Origin of the sequence: Niallia sp. FSL W8-0954 (assembly GCF_038005605.1) — a bacterium.
GTDB lineage: Bacteria > Bacillota > Bacilli > Bacillales > Cytobacillaceae > Niallia > Niallia circulans_A.
Window position 1 is genome coordinate 418,986 of record NZ_JBBOTN010000001.1, and the last position, 17,429, is coordinate 436,414.

18 protein-coding genes are annotated in these 17,429 nt (G+C 36.1%); 17 read left to right on the forward strand and 1 reads right to left on the reverse strand.

Features of this window, described 5'->3' with window-relative positions:
- Positions 1-11 precede the first annotated feature (11 nt).
- The 9 genes from NX902_RS02155 (at position 12) to NX902_RS02195 (ending at position 9,756) form a co-directional block, all read left to right on the forward strand.
- Positions 12-611 carry a cob(I)yrinic acid a,c-diamide adenosyltransferase gene (locus NX902_RS02155; protein ID WP_341160523.1) on the forward strand — a complete coding sequence of 200 codons (600 nt, stop codon included), beginning with the start codon at positions 12-14 and terminating at the stop codon, positions 609-611.
- Positions 592-1,005, forward strand: coding sequence for an ECF transporter S component (locus NX902_RS02160; protein ID WP_341160524.1), 414 nt, complete (start codon positions 592-594; stop codon positions 1,003-1,005). The genes NX902_RS02155 and NX902_RS02160 overlap by 20 nt, the downstream gene beginning before the upstream one ends.
- Positions 1,002-1,715, forward strand: coding sequence for an ATP-binding protein (locus NX902_RS02165; RefSeq protein WP_341160525.1), 714 nt, complete (start codon positions 1,002-1,004; stop codon positions 1,713-1,715). Before NX902_RS02160 ends, NX902_RS02165 begins: the two co-directional genes overlap by 4 nt.
- A 236-nt stretch (positions 1,716-1,951) precedes the next feature.
- The gene (locus tag NX902_RS02170) at positions 1,952-3,025 is read left to right on the forward strand and encodes a D-alanine--D-alanine ligase (protein WP_095331027.1); all 1,074 of its coding nucleotides are present in this window, start codon (positions 1,952-1,954) and stop codon (positions 3,023-3,025) included.
- 116 nt (positions 3,026-3,141) lie between these two features.
- Positions 3,142-4,503: a UDP-N-acetylmuramoyl-tripeptide--D-alanyl-D-alanine ligase gene (locus NX902_RS02175; protein ID WP_275068626.1), complete on the forward strand. Its 1,362-nt coding sequence runs from the start codon at positions 3,142-3,144 to the stop codon at positions 4,501-4,503.
- Positions 4,504-4,644: 141 nt separating this feature from the next.
- Positions 4,645-5,337, forward strand: coding sequence for an alpha/beta hydrolase (locus NX902_RS02180; protein WP_341160526.1), 693 nt, complete (start codon positions 4,645-4,647; stop codon positions 5,335-5,337).
- 899 nt (positions 5,338-6,236) lie between these two features.
- Positions 6,237-7,703 (forward strand): DEAD/DEAH box helicase, encoded by a 1,467-nt coding sequence (locus tag NX902_RS02185; RefSeq protein WP_095331023.1) that lies wholly within the window; start codon positions 6,237-6,239, stop codon positions 7,701-7,703.
- 153 nt (positions 7,704-7,856) lie between these two features.
- Positions 7,857-8,336 carry a PH domain-containing protein gene (locus NX902_RS02190; RefSeq protein ID WP_095331021.1) on the forward strand — a complete coding sequence of 160 codons (480 nt, stop codon included), beginning with the start codon at positions 7,857-7,859 and terminating at the stop codon, positions 8,334-8,336.
- Positions 8,329-9,756, forward strand: coding sequence for a PH domain-containing protein (locus tag NX902_RS02195; protein ID WP_163185662.1), 1,428 nt, complete (start codon positions 8,329-8,331; stop codon positions 9,754-9,756). Before NX902_RS02190 ends, NX902_RS02195 begins: the two co-directional genes overlap by 8 nt.
- 547 nt (positions 9,757-10,303) lie before the next feature.
- Here the strand turns inward: NX902_RS02195 and NX902_RS02200 are convergent.
- Positions 10,304-11,029 (reverse strand): rhomboid family intramembrane serine protease, encoded by a 726-nt coding sequence (locus NX902_RS02200; protein WP_163185660.1) that lies wholly within the window; start codon positions 11,027-11,029, stop codon positions 10,304-10,306.
- Between the two features lie 109 nt (positions 11,030-11,138).
- On the opposite strand from NX902_RS02200, the gene acpS reads away from it, so the two are divergent.
- The 8 genes from acpS (at position 11,139) to NX902_RS02240 (ending at position 17,424) form a co-directional block, all read left to right on the forward strand.
- Positions 11,139-11,489 carry a holo-ACP synthase gene (acpS, locus tag NX902_RS02205; RefSeq protein ID WP_163185659.1) on the forward strand — a complete coding sequence of 117 codons (351 nt, stop codon included), beginning with the start codon at positions 11,139-11,141 and terminating at the stop codon, positions 11,487-11,489.
- Positions 11,490-11,807: 318 nt separating this feature from the next.
- The gene (locus NX902_RS02210; protein ID WP_095331013.1) at positions 11,808-12,818 is read left to right on the forward strand and encodes a LolA family protein; all 1,011 of its coding nucleotides are present in this window, start codon (positions 11,808-11,810) and stop codon (positions 12,816-12,818) included.
- Positions 12,819-12,969: 151 nt separating this feature from the next.
- Positions 12,970-14,127, forward strand: a complete 1,158-nt coding sequence (gene alr / locus NX902_RS02215) for an alanine racemase (protein ID WP_163185657.1) — start codon at positions 12,970-12,972, stop codon at positions 14,125-14,127.
- Between the two features lie 336 nt (positions 14,128-14,463).
- The gene (locus tag NX902_RS02220) at positions 14,464-14,745 is read left to right on the forward strand and encodes a CopG family ribbon-helix-helix protein (protein WP_047944180.1); all 282 of its coding nucleotides are present in this window, start codon (positions 14,464-14,466) and stop codon (positions 14,743-14,745) included.
- 4 nt (positions 14,746-14,749) lie between these two features.
- Positions 14,750-15,100: a type II toxin-antitoxin system endoribonuclease NdoA gene (gene ndoA / locus NX902_RS02225; RefSeq protein WP_016201246.1), complete on the forward strand. Its 351-nt coding sequence runs from the start codon at positions 14,750-14,752 to the stop codon at positions 15,098-15,100.
- A 531-nt stretch (positions 15,101-15,631) separates the two neighbouring features.
- Positions 15,632-15,997 carry an STAS domain-containing protein gene (locus NX902_RS02230; RefSeq protein ID WP_047944178.1) on the forward strand — a complete coding sequence of 122 codons (366 nt, stop codon included), beginning with the start codon at positions 15,632-15,634 and terminating at the stop codon, positions 15,995-15,997.
- 3 nt (positions 15,998-16,000) lie between these two features.
- Complete coding sequence (locus tag NX902_RS02235) at positions 16,001-16,402, forward strand: anti-sigma regulatory factor (protein WP_047944177.1); 402 nt, start codon at positions 16,001-16,003, stop codon at positions 16,400-16,402.
- Between the two features lie 11 nt (positions 16,403-16,413).
- Positions 16,414-17,424: a PP2C family protein-serine/threonine phosphatase gene (locus tag NX902_RS02240; protein ID WP_047944176.1), complete on the forward strand. Its 1,011-nt coding sequence runs from the start codon at positions 16,414-16,416 to the stop codon at positions 17,422-17,424.
- Positions 17,425-17,429: the final 5 nt, after the last annotated feature.

Here is a 17,429-nt window from a genome sequence, read left to right on the forward strand (position 1 = left end):
AGGGGTAGAAAATGCGTATCTATACAAAAACAGGTGATACCGGGGAAACGAGTATTATAGGAGGGAGAGTATCAAAGGATGATATTCGAGTAGAAGCCTATGGAACGGTCGATGAGTTGAATTCTGTTGTCGGGCTAATTGTTGCGCAATTAACAGGGGAACAATTTGCTGATATTAAGGAAGATTTAGAGAAAATCCAGCATGAGTTATTTGATTGTGGAGGGGATTTAGCCAGTATTTCGACGCGAAGACAACTAAAGTTAACAGAATCTGCTATCACTTATTTAGAGGAAAGAATTGATAAGTTTATGGAGGAGACACCCGATTTGGAGCGCTTTATTTTGCCTGGAGGAACAGAAGCGGCAGCTATTGTTCATATTGCACGAACGGTGACAAGAAGAGCGGAACGCTTAGTCGTGACATTGGTGAGGACAACGGAGGACATTCCAGAATTGCCCTTAAAATACTTAAATAGACTTTCCGATTACTTTTTTGCACTGGCGAGGGTAATAAATTTCCGAAGCAATGTGGCAGATATCGAGTATATTCGAAGCGCAAAAGTATTTCGGACAAGTAAAAAGGGTGAGCGAAATGAACGCGAAGAAAATTAATGTCCTTGCTATTTTTATTGCTATATCAGTTATTGGGGCTTTTATAAAAATACCAAGTTTAATTGGAAGTGTTGCCCTTGATAGTTTTCCAAGTCTTATTACTGGAGCACTTTTAGGCATGCTCCATCTGTTTATCGCAGTAGAAATGTTTCTGCTTGTTTTTACTTTTTCAAAAATCTATCAAACTGGAAATAGCATAATCTCCATATTGTTCTTTGTGTTAGGAAATGGTGTAATACTTCCACTTCCTTTTTTATATCTAATGGGAAAGGGCTTTTACATTTCGATGGTTCCAGTACTGCTGATAGGAGCTGTATTGAACGGCATTATTGCCCAGTTGTTAATGCCAAGGCTTACAGCTTTTCTTAAAGAGTGGAGAGTGGTTAAGCAGTGAGAGATGTACAAGTCGTATCGTGGAATCAGAAAGAAGAGCTCGTTATTAGTGCAGATAATAGTGGAGGAATTGGGCAGAAAGAAGATGATCAAGTTTCCGTCCCTTATGATATTGTTTCCTATTTTTCCTTTCGTGTAGCGGTTATGGAATGTATGGCAGCGGGAGGAGTGCCGTTCTCGGTAATCCTGCAGAATTTTTGTGGAGACGATGCTTTGGATATTCTTTTGGCAGGCATATATAAGGGAATAGAGGAGCTTGAATTAGAGAGGGAAATTGGAATAACGGGAAGCACAGAAAGTAATTTTTCCTTCCGTCAATCAGCAATAGGACTCACAGTTCTTGGAAAAAGACCAGCAGATTTAAAAGATACCACTATTATAAATGGAAAAATGGCTATAATAGGCAGTCCTCTTGTTGGAGAAGAAGTGATTCTACAACAAGAAAAAGTGGTTCCCTTAGCAGTATTTTCCCGATTGACAAAAGTGGATAAATGTCGAATCCAGCCTGTTGGATCAAAGGGGATTCTTTATGAATTGGGGCAGTTAAAGGGAGATTTGGTTCAAGAGGAAGAAGTCCAATGCTCTGTGGATCTATTAAAATCCGCCGGTCCAGCTACATGCTTTATTGTTGAATATGAAAAGGAAGTAGAGGCAGAAATAAAAAGACTAACGAGTGGTTTTTTTCTGGAAGTGCAAGTTTCTTCGAGATAAGAGAAAAGTACAAAGTGGCTTTTTCTTTCTTTAGGAGAAATTTAAATAAATAAGCTTCCATTTTGCCCTTTTTTCATATCGTATTAAGAGTTAAAATGGAAAAGGATTAATAGGTGCTATTACAGGAATATGTGTTTTCGATTAAATTATTATTTGACTTACATGTTTTATTTTTAAAGGTATGGTTCTAGTGGTAGAATAAACAAGTGCATTGATTAAATGGAGGTATACTCATAATGAAAAAGAAACTGGGATTATTATATGGCGGTAAATCAGCTGAACATAAAGTTAGCATGCAAACAGCAATGGCTGTAATTAAAGCATTAGATACAGATAAATATGATATTCACCCAATTTACATATCAGAGAGCGGTGAATGGGTTCGTGGTCCTCAATTAATGGGACCAGTTGAAAATGTAAAAGAGCTTGCGTTTAACACACAGGAACAAATCGGCTCGAATGCCCTTTCTACTACTCTCTTTCAAGCAAATGACGAAGCTTCCTTAGATGTTATTTTTCCACTGCTTCATGGGCCAAATGGAGAAGATGGAACAGTACAAGGATTGTTAGAACTCCTTAACCTTCCTTATGTTGGGAATGGAGTTCTAGCTTCTTCAGCTGGAATGGATAAAGTAATTATGAAAAACATCTTCGAAGTAGCTGGATTAAATCAAGTAAAATACAATTCTTTTATCCGCAGTGACTGGCAAAGTGATAAGGATGCAGCCTATGAACGTGTAGAAAAAGAATTGGGTTTTCCTTGTTTTGTTAAGCCTGCTAATCTTGGTTCAAGTGTAGGGATTAGTAAATGTACAACAAGAGAAGAACTAGAAACAGCCTTCATCGAAGCATTTCAATTTGACCGCAAGATTATTGTAGAAGAGGGCTTAACAGCAAGAGAAATTGAAGTAGGTGTGCTAGGAAACGACCATCCTGAAGTTTCTGTAGCTGGTGAGATTGTTCCGAAAAAAGATTTCTATGATTATAAAGCAAAGTATGAAGATGGAAATACAGCTTTAATTATTCCTGCAGACGTGACAGAAATAGAGTATGCAGCGATTAAAGAAGATGCTATTAAAGCATTTAAAGCACTTGATTGTTCTGGCCTAGTCCGTGCAGATTTCTTCCTGACAAAAGAAGGAAAAGTTTATATTAACGAAGTGAATACAATGCCTGGATTTACACCATTCAGTATGTTCCCGTTATTATGGAAACACACAGGTTTAGAATATGATGCACTGATCAATAAATTAGTGGATCTAGCTGTGGAAAGACACACTGAAAAGCAAAATATTAAATATACGATTTAAAAAGAAGAACATAAAAGGAGAGGTGAGAAAAATGCCTCTTCTTTTGTTCCATCCAATGAAAGTTTTTTAGTAGAGAAGGGCAGTAGTCTCCGCTCATTTTTAAAGGAGGTTTTATTTTGATTAAGCGTACATATGCAGAAATTGCTTCAATGTCAAGCAGTACTCATTTCTTTGAGCAATATAATGAGGTGCTTATTAGCGGGGTAACCATTGATTCGAGAAAAATAGAAGCAGGACAATTATTCATTCCTTTTAAAGGAGAAAGAACGGATGGACATCAATATGTTGCAGATGCAATTAAACAAGGTGCTGCTGCGGCTTTTTGGCAAAAGGATGTCCCTAATCCGCCAGAGAATCTCCCTCTTATCTTTGTGGACAATTCGCTGACAGCGATTCAAATGCTTGCTAAAAGCTATCTACAACAATTAAAGGTTAAAGTTGTGGGGATAACAGGAAGTAACGGAAAAACATCTACAAAGGATATGACAACAAGTCTTCTTTCTTTAAAATATAAAGTGCAAAAAACAGAAGGCAATTATAATAATCATCTTGGTCTTCCTTTAACTGTACTTGGTTTAGAGGAGGATACAGATATTGCTGTGCTCGAAATGGGCATGAGCAGTCGTGGGGAAATCGACTTTTTGAGCCGATTAGCAGAACCAGATATTGCTGTAATTACGAATATCGGGGAGTCTCATATGCAAGATCTAGGATCAAGAGAAGGGATTGCAGAGGCGAAGTTAGAAATCTTAAATGGATTGAAGGAGAAAGGACGATTTGTTTACTTTGGAGATGAACCCCTTCTTTCAACCCGTGTAAAAGATAGGAAGCTGGATATGAAAACTTTTGGTATGGATCCTGCTAATGATTTATATCCCCATGAAATAAAGGCACTTGAAAATGGCAGTGTTTTTCATATTAATAAAGCTACTGAACCATTTGAATTGCCGGTTTTAGGAAATCACAATATTTTAAATGCGTTGGCAGCAATGCTAGTGGCAGAGTTTTTTGAAATTCCTTATGAAGAGATGAATAAAGGTCTTCAATCGCTGAAACTTACAAATATGCGCATGGAGTTAGTCGAAGGGAAGTTAGGTGTGAAAGTTATTAATGATGCATACAATGCCAGTCCTACTTCTATGCTTGCAGCTATTGATGTCTTAAAGAAACTGCCAGGATATAAGCAAAAAATTGCCGTTCTTGGCGATATGTTAGAGTTGGGAGATCAAGAAGAAGCTTTTCATTATGAGATGGGAGAGCATTTAGAAGGAGTCGATTACGTTTTAACATATGGAAAGCTGGGTAATTTCATTGCAGAAGGAGCAAAAACAGTTCTTCCTGAAGATCATGTTTTTTCTTTCCAAGAAAAAGAGCCATTAATAGAAACTTTACTGCCTTTTCTAAATAAAGAAACAGTAATTTTAGTCAAAGCTTCTAGAGGAATGAAGCTAGAGGAAATCGTTAAGGCAATACAATAATAGAAGGAGGCCAGCCTATTTGAAAAACGAAAAACGTTTTCCTTGTAGGTTCGGCTTTTTTTAGAGTGGATAGTTAAGAACTGTATATAAAAAATGAATTACTCTTATAGTGTAAAATATCTCTAAAAGGAGGGGGAGTAAATGACAGCGTGTTTATGTATACATGGATTTACAGGTTCTCCAATGGAGGTAGAACCACTAGCTGAATATATCCACAACCATACCAATTGGGAGTGTGTGGTTCCAACTCTTCCAGGGCATGGCGATCAATTAAGCTTAAAAGGGATTATATATAATGAGTGGATCCAATACGCGGAAGAAGCGTTAAAGGATTTATTAAAAAGACACGACACAGTATATGTTGTCGGTTTTTCCATGGGTGGATTAATAGCAAGCTATTTAGCAGCAAAGTATCCGATTAAGAAATTAATTCTCTTAAGTGCAGCTGCTTATTATGTAAACTTGGTTCAGCTTCAAAAGGATATAAGAATAATTTGTGCTGATTTTTTTCGAGGGCGAATTAAAGATAATGAGCAATTTATCCGCTATATGAACAAAATTAAAAGTACTCCGTTAGCCGCTGCCATTCAGTTCAGGAAGCTTGTGCAATATGTAAAACCATTGTTAGCCAACATTCAAGTGCCAACATTGATTGCCCAAGGGGAGAAGGATGGAATTGTCCCGTTGAAGAGTGCAGCCTATTTGTATAATACAATTCGGGCAGAAAATAAGAAGATATTATATGTGGAGGAATCCAAGCACTTAATTTGTCATTGTGAAAAAAGAGAATCATTATTTCAAGAAATAATAACATTCCTCAAGGCGCCCTCATAAGTTAAAAGTATCCATGTTCAATCGTATAGAAGGAAGGTCGATTGGAGACAGTAAAGAAAGGAAGGTTTGTCTATTTTCGGCCTTTAGCTTTAGACTAAAAGAAGAGTGGAATTAAAAGATAATCTTATATCAACTGCTATAAAATGACGTAATAGGCCGCCTTTTTAGCATAAAGCGTTTACATTGTAAAAATGGTAAAAACACGCATAAAACCTAGATTTTCAGCTGCCCAATTTATTGCAAAGCGTATATCTTAATGATAATATTATTTTAAAAAGTAGGGTGACAAACTTAACATTTGGGGCATAATGTTAGAGAAGAAAAATCCTCTTTTTAAAAGATAAATTAGTCAAATAGAGAGAAATGAATGGAAGAAGAATTCCGAGAAAATGAATTTTTTGTCTAGGAAGGGAATAACCATTGTTCTTTGTATTTGGCTAACTTTTCTAAATTAGCTGATTTGGTTTTAAGCTCCGTGAAAAGATCATGTTTTTTCGAGCGTGAATTTTGAAGATTCTCATTTAGGAGAAACAGACTAATCATTAATTGGTAACAGAGCTATTATAAAAATAAATAGAAGTCATTTGAAATTTCCTCCTATTTATAACTAAGTTAAATAGTATCTCATAACTAATAAGACTTAAATATTTTGCATATACCCTCATCATTCTCCTGATAAAGGTTGTAAGGCTATTGAAACCAACAATAACTTTCATCATTTATATATAACGAGCATCATTTCTATTTAATTGTATGGGGAAGGCATAATGTGATGAATACGATATGCCATTTTAATATGTTTCATTTAGATAAATGAGGTACATACGAATGGTTGGCATGATGGATTTATTCCATCTGTTTATGGATATTTTTTAATGACTAGAAGGAGATTGGATATATTGGTAAAGTTTCAAGATTTAGGTATTAGTCCTGCTACAATGAAAGCATTAAAAAGAATGGGGTTTGAGGAAGCGACGCCTATTCAGGCAGAAACGATTCCATTGAGCCTTCAAAATAAAGACTTAATTGGTCAAGCACAAACAGGAACAGGGAAAACAGCTGCTTTTGGAGTGCCTTTAGTTGATAAAATTGATGTAGCGAATGAAGTAATTCAAGGAATTATTATTGCTCCGACAAGAGAGCTAGCTATTCAGGTTTCAGAAGAATTATACAAAATTGGATATGGAAAGCGCACAAGAGTATTATCTATTTTTGGCGGACAGGATATAAATCGCCAAATCCGTGCATTGAAGAAAAACCCGCATATTATTGTTGGGACACCTGGACGTATATTAGATCATATTAATCGTAAAACACTTCGATTAGATAATGTTCAAACAGTTATTTTAGACGAAGCAGATGAAATGCTAAATATGGGATTCATTGATGATATTGAAGCAATCCTTTCAAAAATTCCAACAGAAAGACAAACATTATTATTCTCTGCTACAATGCCAGGACCGATTAGAAAAATGGCAGAGCGCTTTATGAAAGATCCAGAAGTAGTTAAAGTGAAAGCAAAAGAAATGACTGTGCCGTTGATTGAACAGTATTATATCGAAACACAAGAGAAAACGAAATTTGATATATTAACAAGATTATTGGATATTCAATCTCCAGAACTAGCTATTATATTCGGTCGCACGAAACGTCGTGTTGATGAGCTGTCTGAAGCATTAAATCTACGTGGCTATACAGCAGAAGGGATTCATGGAGATTTAAGCCAAGCGAAGCGTATGTCTGTTCTTCGTAAGTTTAAAGAAGGAACGATTGATGTACTAGTGGCAACAGATGTAGCTGCACGTGGACTTGATATTTCCGGTGTAACACATGTTTATAACTTTGATATCCCTCAAGATCCAGAAAGCTATGTACACCGTATCGGACGTACTGGCCGTGCAGGAAAAGAAGGGGTAGCTATTACGTTTATTACGTATCGTGAAAGATCTTATCTGCAAGTTGTGGAAAAAACAACGAAGCGAAAAATGGAAAAGATGATTCCTCCAACAGTCGACCAAGCAATAGAAGGACAGCAAAAAGCTGTTATGGAAAAAATATCACAAATTATTGAGGAAAATAACTTAGAATCTTATCGAAATACTGCGGATGAATTATTGGAACAAAAAGATGCTTCTACCGTTGTAGCTGCAGTTCTAAAAATGCTTACAAAAGAACCAGATACAACTCCTGTTAAATTAACAGAAGAAAAGCCATTGCCAATGAAACGTGACCGCAGACCGTATGATAAAAATAATGACCGTGGTGGACGTAAAAACTACAACCCACGTCAACGTCAAGGCTATGGCGGCAACAAACGTCAAGGTCAATCAGGCAATAGCTACAATAAATCAAAGTCTTACCGTTAAGCTTTGTATCAGAAACCTCCATGAAGAAAACTTCGTGGAGGTTTTTTATTTGGGGATAAGCGTAGCGAGATAGAAAAATATGAAACCACATTATCATATTTTCGTATATAGTTAAGAGATACAGACAAAATTCAGAAAATAGGAGGAATGTAATTGATAACAATACCTCAAAATAGATTATCGAAAAAGGGGATCACTGTTTGGCGCTTAACAGGAATTATATCTTCGCTCATTATGATGGTTATTGGTGGTGGGTTAATTACGTTTGCTATTCTTTTTGATTGGCACATACTTATAAGTATAGGAACAGTTATTTATCTTCTTTTTCATATAGCTCTTACAATTGGCATTATGCCGCCTTTAAAGTGGAAAAGATGGAGATATGAAGTAAGAGGAGATGAAATTGAAATACAGCAAGGAGTTATTGTAATAAAGCGAACGCTTATTCCAATGATTAGAGTACAGCATGTTGACATGAAGCAAGGACCTTTATTAAGAAAGTATGAGCTTGCCACAGTGTCGATTTCTACAGCAGCAACCGTACACGAAATCCCTGTGCTTCAAGTGGATGAAGCAGAAGAAATTAGACAGTATATTTCTAGTAAAGCAAAGGTGGCGGAAGAAGATGTTTAAGCAAAACAGACTTCATCCGGTTTCCATTATTTACGTTATTTTGAAGCGGTTAAGAGAGTTTATCTTTCCGTTTATTGGAATTATTGTGCTTGGAGGTAAGCCCACTGACTGGAGTTTATATACGATTCTAGGAGCGTCCCTCTTACTTTTGATTATTCTCATTAGCGGATTTTTGTCATGGTACTTTTTCACCTTTTATGTGGTAGGAAATGAATTGCGAATGGAGTATGGTGTATTTATAAAAAAGAAACGGTACATTCCCTTTGAACGTATTCAAAGTATCGATTTTACAGAGGGAATCTTTCACCGTCCATTTAGTTTAGTAAAAGTGAAAATTGAAACAGCAGGTGGTGCTGAAGCTGAAGGAGAGCTTACTGCTATTTCTAAAAAGGTTGCTCAAGAATTAAAAAGATATATTATTCAAAAAAAGAATGAGCAGATTGAAACGGACGAAATGATAGAAGAAGTAGAACCTGCTCAACAAGAAATCTACCGGATTACATCAAAAAAATTAGTGATTTTGGCGTCAACTTCGGGTGGCGTAGGTGTGATTATCTCCGCAATTTTTGCTTTCATTTCACAATTTGATGATTTAATTCCGTATAAGGAAATCTACAAACATGTTCAACAAGTCATTACAAGCGGTGTAGCGTTAGTTTCTATCGTTGTCTTTGTTTTATTTGTATTGTTATGGATTTTATCTTGGTTCATTACCATATTAAAATATGCGAATTTTACATTATCGAAGACGAAAGATGATTTGATTATTACACGTGGTCTAATCGAGAAAAAGCAGATTACTATTCCGCTGAAAAGGATTCAAGCAATTAAAATAACAGAAGCAATGCTTAGACAGCCGTTTCAATTAGTAGGTGTATCTGTTATTAGCGCTGGTGGATCTTTTGATGATATAGAAGCTTCTGATGTAGTTGCTGTTCCGTTATTAAAGAAGAAGGAATTACCACTTTTATTAAAAGAAATGGTACCTGAGTATGAATGGAATGAGGAGTTGCATTCGCCGCCAAAACGATCAATTTGGAGGTATATTATTAAAAATAGTTGGATAGCATTACCAGTTATTATCGCTTTGATTTACTTTTTTCATCAATGGGGAGCGTTATCGTTGTTGCTATTACTTGTTTTACCATTATGGGGCTACTGGAATTATCGTTCAGCTGGATACCGTATTTCAGGTAAGCAGTTAACACTATCCTTCCGCCAATTTAATAAAACGACTTTCCTGATGAGACGAAATCGAATTCAAGCCCTTTACTATACAGAGGGATGGTGGCAGCGAAAAGGGGAGCTTGCTTCTGTACAGGGGGTTGTTCTTTCTGGTGCTGGAGGAGCCACTGGGGTAGTTACAGACCTGACCAAAGAAGACGTAGAAAAGGTATATGAATGGTATTCGCTAAGTTAAGTGAGTGTCGGATAAAGCTAAATAGCCCAACAAGTTCTAATTTATTCGGTATGAAAATTATATCACTCTTCCATTTTAAAGTTATTAATTCAAAAGAATAAACTTGTATATAGATTTAACACAATCACTTCCTTGAGATAGCTTAAAAAAGGTTGGGGAAAAAGTATTCTAACCAAATATAACCGATTAAGAATGCGTATAACCTAAAAAATTCGGATTATTGTTTTGGGGTTTTTATTTCATTTAAGAAAGAATGTGTGGTCATTACCCGCAGACTGAATACACTTCACTTTCCATGGGTGGGGCGAGAGCCGAGCCGCTTCGTCGTTTCGCTCCTGCAAGGTCTCGGACTTTCTTGCAGCTCCCATAGGAATCTACGTGTATTCAGTCTGCTCCGTTTTATTTTCTTATGAAATTAATGATGGAACGAATTGGTTTGGATATTAAATTAGATATTGTTTGCCTTTATCCTTTATCTAGTTTATTTTTTCACAACCTCACCCTGTTTTTGCGAGAGATTTGGACAAAGTAAAATATATAATAGTTATTATTGACTAACAAATCCTATAATAGCAAGACCGAAGATGATAATCCAAATGATAATTGATTTTGCTTCAGGCTTTTTTGTGCGGCGGAGCTGTTGTCGTAAATAGTACCATTCTTCTTTATAACTGGAAAAAATCTTCTTTCCCTTTGATTCCGATAAACTTCCGACGATGACCCCTGTTAGAAATCCGAAAATATGGGCAACAATATTTATATTTGGCTGTAAAAAGGTCATAATTAAGCTAAGAACAGCAATGGTCGTAATAATTTGGGCATTGCTTTGAGAAATAATGTCTTTTCGAAATACAACTAGACTAATATAATAGCCGAATAGACCAAATATTGCGCCGCTAGAACCTAAGTGAACATAGGTAAGTGGTTCGATAAGAAGAGTGATAATATTTGCTGCGATACCAGTGACTACGTAAATAAGAAGAAACTTGAATTTACCAAGTATTCTTTCGAGAGCAGGTCCGAATAAGAAAATGCTAAAGCTGTTAAATAGAAGATGGGCAAACCCTCCATGGATGAAAATGGGAGTGATTAAGCGCCACCATTCTCCTTCTACTATATAAAGGTTAACACCCATCATGGTTTCTAATAAATATTTATTTGGAAAGATAGGGAGATTGGTTAATAAATATAGAATTAGATGAATAAGTAAGATCATGGAAACGACAGGATAATACGTAATATACTCTTTAAAGCTTTCTCTTCTGGTAAACAACAGTATTTAATACCTCCTAAATAAAGCTTCTTTCTACAATAATAGCCAAAGAATAGGAAAAGATACAATATATTATGCTCACTAGCAATAGAATAGAAGGAGTTGTCTTATGATTAGCGGAACGGGAATTGATATAACAGAAATAGAAAGAATCGAATCTTTACTCCAAAATAAGCCGAAGTTTGCAAAGCGCATTCTAACGGATAAAGAAATGGAAAAGTTTCAGCAGCTATCTGGCCATCGTAAATGTGAGTTTTTAGCAGGACGATTTGCAGCAAAAGAAGCATTTTCAAAAGCGCTAGGCACAGGGATTGGAGCGAACTTAAGCTTTTTGGATATTGAAATAGGATATGAGGAAAAGGGGAAGCCATGTATTTTAAAGCCATTTTCAAAAGGAGTCCATTTATCTATAACTCATAGCAAACACTATGCCTTTGCACAAGTTATTATTGAGGAATAAGGAAAGCGAGAGGGATTTCATCGTTTTCCTTATTCTTTTGTTTGGGAGGGGTAAATGACTACTTCAATGAAGCGGGTCCGATTCTGTTTAGGCAAAGAGAAATAAACAGAAGAAATATCAACCAAAAGACTTATGATTTCAAGTAGCATATTCCCGAAGGTTGTCTCATATATTCATAGAGAAATAGGAGAGACAAGTATGGTTTCGCGGTTTCTAATAGGTAATTCCAAGAGAGAAGGAAGAGGAGTTTCTATTAGAAATACTGTTTGCTTATTTTTCTCTCTTTCGACGTGAAATGAGAATAGGGGAGTTGAAAAAATGAACAAGAAGATTTGGTTGCTATTTGTAGGGCTAACGGTCATGCTTTTGTTAACTGCCTGCGGAACAAAATCGAAAGAAGATGTTCTGACTGATTTAAAAGAAAAGGTCGAGACAAAGGGGTATAAAGCAGACGCCGAAATGACTCTCAAAATGGGAACAGAACCACAGACTTATGAAGTGGAAGTGTGGCATAAAGACCCAAGCTTTTATCGAGTGAATTTAAAGAATTCAGCAAAAAATCAAAGCCAGATGATTTTGAAAAATGAAGAAGGCGTCTATGTATTAACGCCAGCTTTAAACAAATCCTTTAAGTTTCAAAGTGAGTGGCCGGAAAATAGTAGTCAAGCTTATCTCTATGAGTCTTTAGTGAAAGATATTGAAGAAGATAAAGAAGTGAAATTTTCTGCTACAGATAAGCACTACGTTTTTGAAACAAAAACTCGCTATCAGAATAATAAAATGCTTCCAACTCAAGAGATTGCCTTCAGCAAGAAGGATCTTTCTCCTGTCAGTGTAAAAGTAAAGGATGTAGAGGGCGTAGCGTTGGTCACGGTGAAGTTTTCTAATGTGAAGTTTGATGTTTCCTTTGATAAAAAAGATTTTGATTTACAAAAGAGTATGACTGCGGCTAAGATGGTTATTCCAGTTATGGGAGAAATCGAAGACAAAGACTTTGCCGTGAAATATCCGGAAGAACCATTAGAAGGAGTCAGCTTGGTAGAAGAGAAAAAAATGGCTTCTGAAAACGGTAATCGTGTAATCCTCACTTATGATGGAGAAAAATCTTATACGATTATTCAAGAAAAAGCAGTAGTAGCACCAGCTACAGCAGGACCAATCGTTAGTAAGGGAGATCCAGTGGATTTAGGATTTACCATTGGTGAAGTTACAGATTCTAAAGTATCATGGACGTTTGAAGGCGTCGATTATACGATTGCATCAAGTGACTTAACTCGTGATGAATTAGTTACTGTTGCACGCTCCGTACAAGGAGAGGCAATAAAATAAGTAATACTCAGGCAGCCTTCAACAGGGGGCTGTTTTTTTATGTGGAATAATTACTTGTTACGCTAAACTTATAAGGATAGAATTGACAAGCGGATCAATCAGTAGAATAATTTAAGGAATAAGTTTGTTATTAAAAAGGACGTGTGAGGATTTGAATCAAGAAGATAACTTTTATCGTGATACATGGGTGGAGATTGATCTTGATGCTATTGCATATAATGTTGGTGAATTAAGAAAAAAATTACATCCTGAAAATAAGTTAATAGCAGTAGTAAAGGCAAATGGATATGGGCATGGGGCTCTGCAAGTTGCCAGAACTGCTTTACGGTCTGGTGCGAATTACTTGGCCGTAGCCTTTTTAGATGAAGCAATCAGTTTAAGAAAGCAAGGAATAACAGCACCGATTCTTGTGCTTGGCGCAAGTAGACCGAAGGATGTTATGACAGCAATAAAATATAAAGTAACTTTAACTGTTTATTATAAAGATTGGTTAGAAGAAGCGGTTCAATTTTTAAATAAGGAGGCTTCATTAACGATTCATTTAAAGTTAGATACAGGTATGGGGAGAATTGGGGTTAGAAATGAGCAGGAGATTCAATCGATAGAAGAATTGCTGGTAAAACACCCCAATATTGTAGTGGAGGGGATTTTTACTCATTTTGCAACAGCGGATGAAAAAAATTCTTCTTACTTTGAAAGCCAAATTCAACGCTTTAAGGAACTACTATCTTATTTTACAAAGCTGCCCGCAATTATTCACTGCAGTAATAGTGCGGCAAGTCTTTTGCATCCTGATTTGCAATATAATGCTGTGCGTTTGGGGATTTCTATGTATGGATTAACACCTTCTCTTGAAATTGAACCTGATTTACCTTATCCATTACAAGAAGCTTTTTCCTTAAGGACAAAATTAGTCCAAGTGAAAAAGTTAAACAAGGGCGATAAAGTGAGCTATGGAGCTACTTATGAGGCAAAAGAAGAGGAATGGATAGGGACTTTACCAATTGGTTATGCAGACGGATGGTTACGTAAACTGCAAGGACAAGAGGTTCTGGTCGAAGGAATAAGAGCGCCGATTGTAGGGAGAATTTGTATGGATCAATGTATGATAAGGCTGCCGTTTTATTTAGAGCCAGGAACAGAAATAACGCTAATTGGGAAGCAAAGGGATGCAGAAATCTCTGTGAATGAAATTGCTGCTAAACTAGAAACGATTAATTATGAAATCACATGTATGATTTCTACAAGAGTTCCGCGGGTTTTTAAACAATATGGAAATGTCACAGAAACAGTAAATTTCTTAATCTAGAGGAAGAATAAAGCAATGGTGGTTTCGACTGCTTGCTGCCAGATGAATATTTTAAACTCAAGATCAAATAAAAGTAATGGATAAGGAAATGACTGAATACATTAATTATGGTCACAGATACCATTTGAAGATCTATTTATATGAAAAATATGGAAGAATAGCTATTATTTTTGTGAATAATTTTCGTTTTTCTATTCTTTCATGCATAAAAGGGATAATTTTTGGCGGATAATACAGTAGAATTGCTGAATGGACTTTGCAGAAACACTTATTAGTGGTATGATTAAAAAAAGCAGAGCTAAAAATGGTGTGTAGTGATGGTGGAGGTGTATGTTTGTGTCTGAATCTAGCACAACGACAGAGATCATGATAAAATTACCAAAGCATTTGTTAACTGAATTGGACGGCTTCGTTAAGCAAGAAAATGTTAATCGTAGTGAATTTATTTATCAAGCAACGAAAATGTATCTTCGCGAACGGAAAAAGAGACATATCCGCGAATCGATGAGACGAGGATATATGGAAATGGCTAAATTAAATTTATCCATTGCATCAGAAAGCTTTCTCGCAGAATACGAGGCAGAGCATACAGTAGAACGTCTTGTAAGCGGAGGGTAATCCTTTGATTGTCAAACGTGGTGACGTTTATTTTGCAGACCTATCCCCAGTTGTTGGTTCAGAGCAAGGCGGCGTCCGTCCTGTACTTGTCATTCAAAACGACATCGGGAATCGGTTCAGTCCCACAGTCATTATTGCAGCAATTACAGCTCAGATTCAAAAGGCTAAATTGCCGACTCATGTGGAAATTGATGCGAAGCGATATGGTTTTGAAAGAGATTCGGTAATTCTTTTAGAACAAATTCGTACGATAGATAAACAGAGGCTAACGGACAAAATTACTCATCTTGATGAGGAAATGATGGAAAAAGTCGATGAAGCTCTACAAATTAGTTTAGGTCTCATTGAATTTTAAGTATAATGCGCTCATTGCAGCGCTTTTTTTTTATAACCCTAACTACAACCTTTCTGTATGTAAAAAAAACTCGTATGTTAAACTAGAAAGAACCTCCTTATTTATTTTGGAGGTTTTTTCTAGTTTGAAAGGAAATAGTGGAGCAATTTTTTTACTGTATAACAAAAAATTTTTATAATAGGTTTGAAGGATAAGGAAAATGGGAATATAGAAAAGTCATCACCTATCTTTAGTAGAAGGATGAATAAATTTTCAAGTGGAGAATATGCCCAAAAATACCGCTTGTTTTTCAATATACCCATTTTTGAAAATAGAAAGTCTCTGTTAATATGATAAAATGAAGGAAGTAACTCAGGAAATATGGAGCAATTAAATTGGTGATTACGGATGGATAAATTTTTTATAATCTTTATGTTTACCAAGGGAAGCTCTTGCTTTATTTTAGTTTTTCTTCCATCTAAATAGAGGATCCCTAACGCGGGATGGATAAGTGTGTAAAAAATATATTAAAAGAAAGTTGGTTGGTTTTGGGTGAATAGAGTAAGAATACCAATATTAAAACTTTATGACTACTTACTAGTATCCATTCAATGGGAATTAGATGACCAAACAGCCCTTCAGTTTCAGGAGGATTTATTAAATAAAATCCATGAGACCAGTGCGAACGGGGTAGTCATTGATTTAACTTCTATTGATTTTATAGACTCATTTATTGCAAAAGTATTAGGTGATGTTATCGGTATGTCGAAGCTAATGGGGGCTAAGGTGGTACTGACAGGGATTCAACCTGCTGTTGCCATCACCTTAGTAGAGCTAGGTATCAGTTTAAACGATGTTTTAACTGCCTTAGATCTAGAAAAAGGTTTGGAGAAATTACAACAGGAATTGGAGGACTGACCTATGGGAGACCAATCCTGTGTAAAAATTATAAATGAATGGGATATTGTTGCCGCTCGACAATTAGGCAGAAACCTCGCCAAAGAGCTCGGCTTCGGTACCGTTGATCAAGCCCGGATAACCACAGCAATTAGTGAATTAGCAAGAAATATATATTTATATGCTGGTCAAGGACAGATTTGTATAGAAAAGCTTTTTGATAATGGGAAAGCTGGTTTAAAACTAATTGCGATGGATAGTGGTCCTGGAATTAAGGATATTAGACAAGTGATGCAAGATGGTTTTTCTACTTCTGGCGGGTTAGGAGCCGGATTGCCAGGTGTGAAACGTTTGATGGATGAGTTTGATATTAAAACCTCTATTGGCGATGGAACAGAAATCCAGGCGGTGAAGTGGCTAAGATAGGGGGGGAGATAATGGATTTCCGTGAAATGATGGAATCTAAATATCGAGATCTTCTTGTGAACTATATTAAAGATGAATCTGAACAAGCTCTTTATCAAGGGCAAAAGTTTAGTAGGAAATCAATTGAACAAAAAATATCACCAGAAGATATAATCAGTTTACATAAATCTATTCTGATGGATTTATATCCAGATATACCTGGATATGTAACAAAATCCTTTGATATCCTTTTAGAGGTTATGATAGGCTATGGATTTGCTTATAGAGAACATCAAAGCTTGCGTCATGTTCAGCAAGAGTTAAGAAGCGAAATGGAAATAGCAGCAAATGTACAGCAAACTTTATTAAGCACAGATATTCCAAAGGTCGATGGATTAGATATTGGGGCAATAAGTGTGCCGGCTAAAATGATGAATGGCGATTATTATCACTTTGTTCATGATGATGATCAGATTATTAACATTGCCATTGCAGATGTGATAGGGAAGGGTATTCCTGCTGCTATGTGTATGTCGATGATTAAGTATGCGATGGACAGTCTTCCGGAAAATAGGAATAAACCAAGCAATGTTTTAGAAAATTTAAATAGGGTCGTAGAACAAAATGTAGATCCTAGTATGTTTATTACCATGTTTTACGGAGCATATGATGTGCTTTCACATGTATTTCATTATGCCTCAGCTGGTCATGAGCCTGGCTTATATTATCAAGCGGAAACGAAACAGTTTAGTGAGCTGAAGACTAAGGGATTATTGCTGGGTGTTGATAAAAGGACGAAATATCAGCAGTTTGAAAAGCAAATTTATCCAGGAGACATGATTGTTTTAATGTCAGATGGAGTAACCGAGTGTAGAACAAAGGAAGGCTTTATTGAAAAAGAAACGCTTCTTGGATACATAAGGAAACATATGCATTTAGATGCACAGAATATTGTAGAAAATGTCTTTAAGGAATTAGAAAAAATTCAAGATTTTCAATTACGTGATGATTTTACTTTAATTATTTTTAAAAGAGAAGTTTAATGGTA

What these genes read in the sequence shown, in the direction of transcription:
- NX902_RS02240 (WP_047944176.1), top strand. Translation starts at nt 16,414, where the DNA reads ATGGATTTCCGTGAAATGATGGAATCTAAATATCGAGATCTTCTTGTG.
- NX902_RS02180 (WP_341160526.1), top strand. Translation starts at nt 4,645, where the DNA reads ATGACAGCGTGTTTATGTATACATGGATTTACAGGTTCTCCAATGGAG.
- NX902_RS02235 (WP_047944177.1), top strand. Translation starts at nt 16,001, where the DNA reads ATGGGAGACCAATCCTGTGTAAAAATTATAAATGAATGGGATATTGTT.
- NX902_RS02195 (WP_163185662.1), top strand. Translation starts at nt 8,329, where the DNA reads ATGTTTAAGCAAAACAGACTTCATCCGGTTTCCATTATTTACGTTATT.
- NX902_RS02170 (WP_095331027.1), top strand. Translation starts at nt 1,952, where the DNA reads ATGAAAAAGAAACTGGGATTATTATATGGCGGTAAATCAGCTGAACAT.
- acpS (WP_163185659.1), top strand. Translation starts at nt 11,139, where the DNA reads ATGATTAGCGGAACGGGAATTGATATAACAGAAATAGAAAGAATCGAA.
- NX902_RS02155 (WP_341160523.1), top strand. Translation starts at nt 12, where the DNA reads ATGCGTATCTATACAAAAACAGGTGATACCGGGGAAACGAGTATTATA.
- NX902_RS02210 (WP_095331013.1), top strand. Translation starts at nt 11,808, where the DNA reads ATGAACAAGAAGATTTGGTTGCTATTTGTAGGGCTAACGGTCATGCTT.
- NX902_RS02160 (WP_341160524.1), top strand. Translation starts at nt 592, where the DNA reads ATGAACGCGAAGAAAATTAATGTCCTTGCTATTTTTATTGCTATATCA.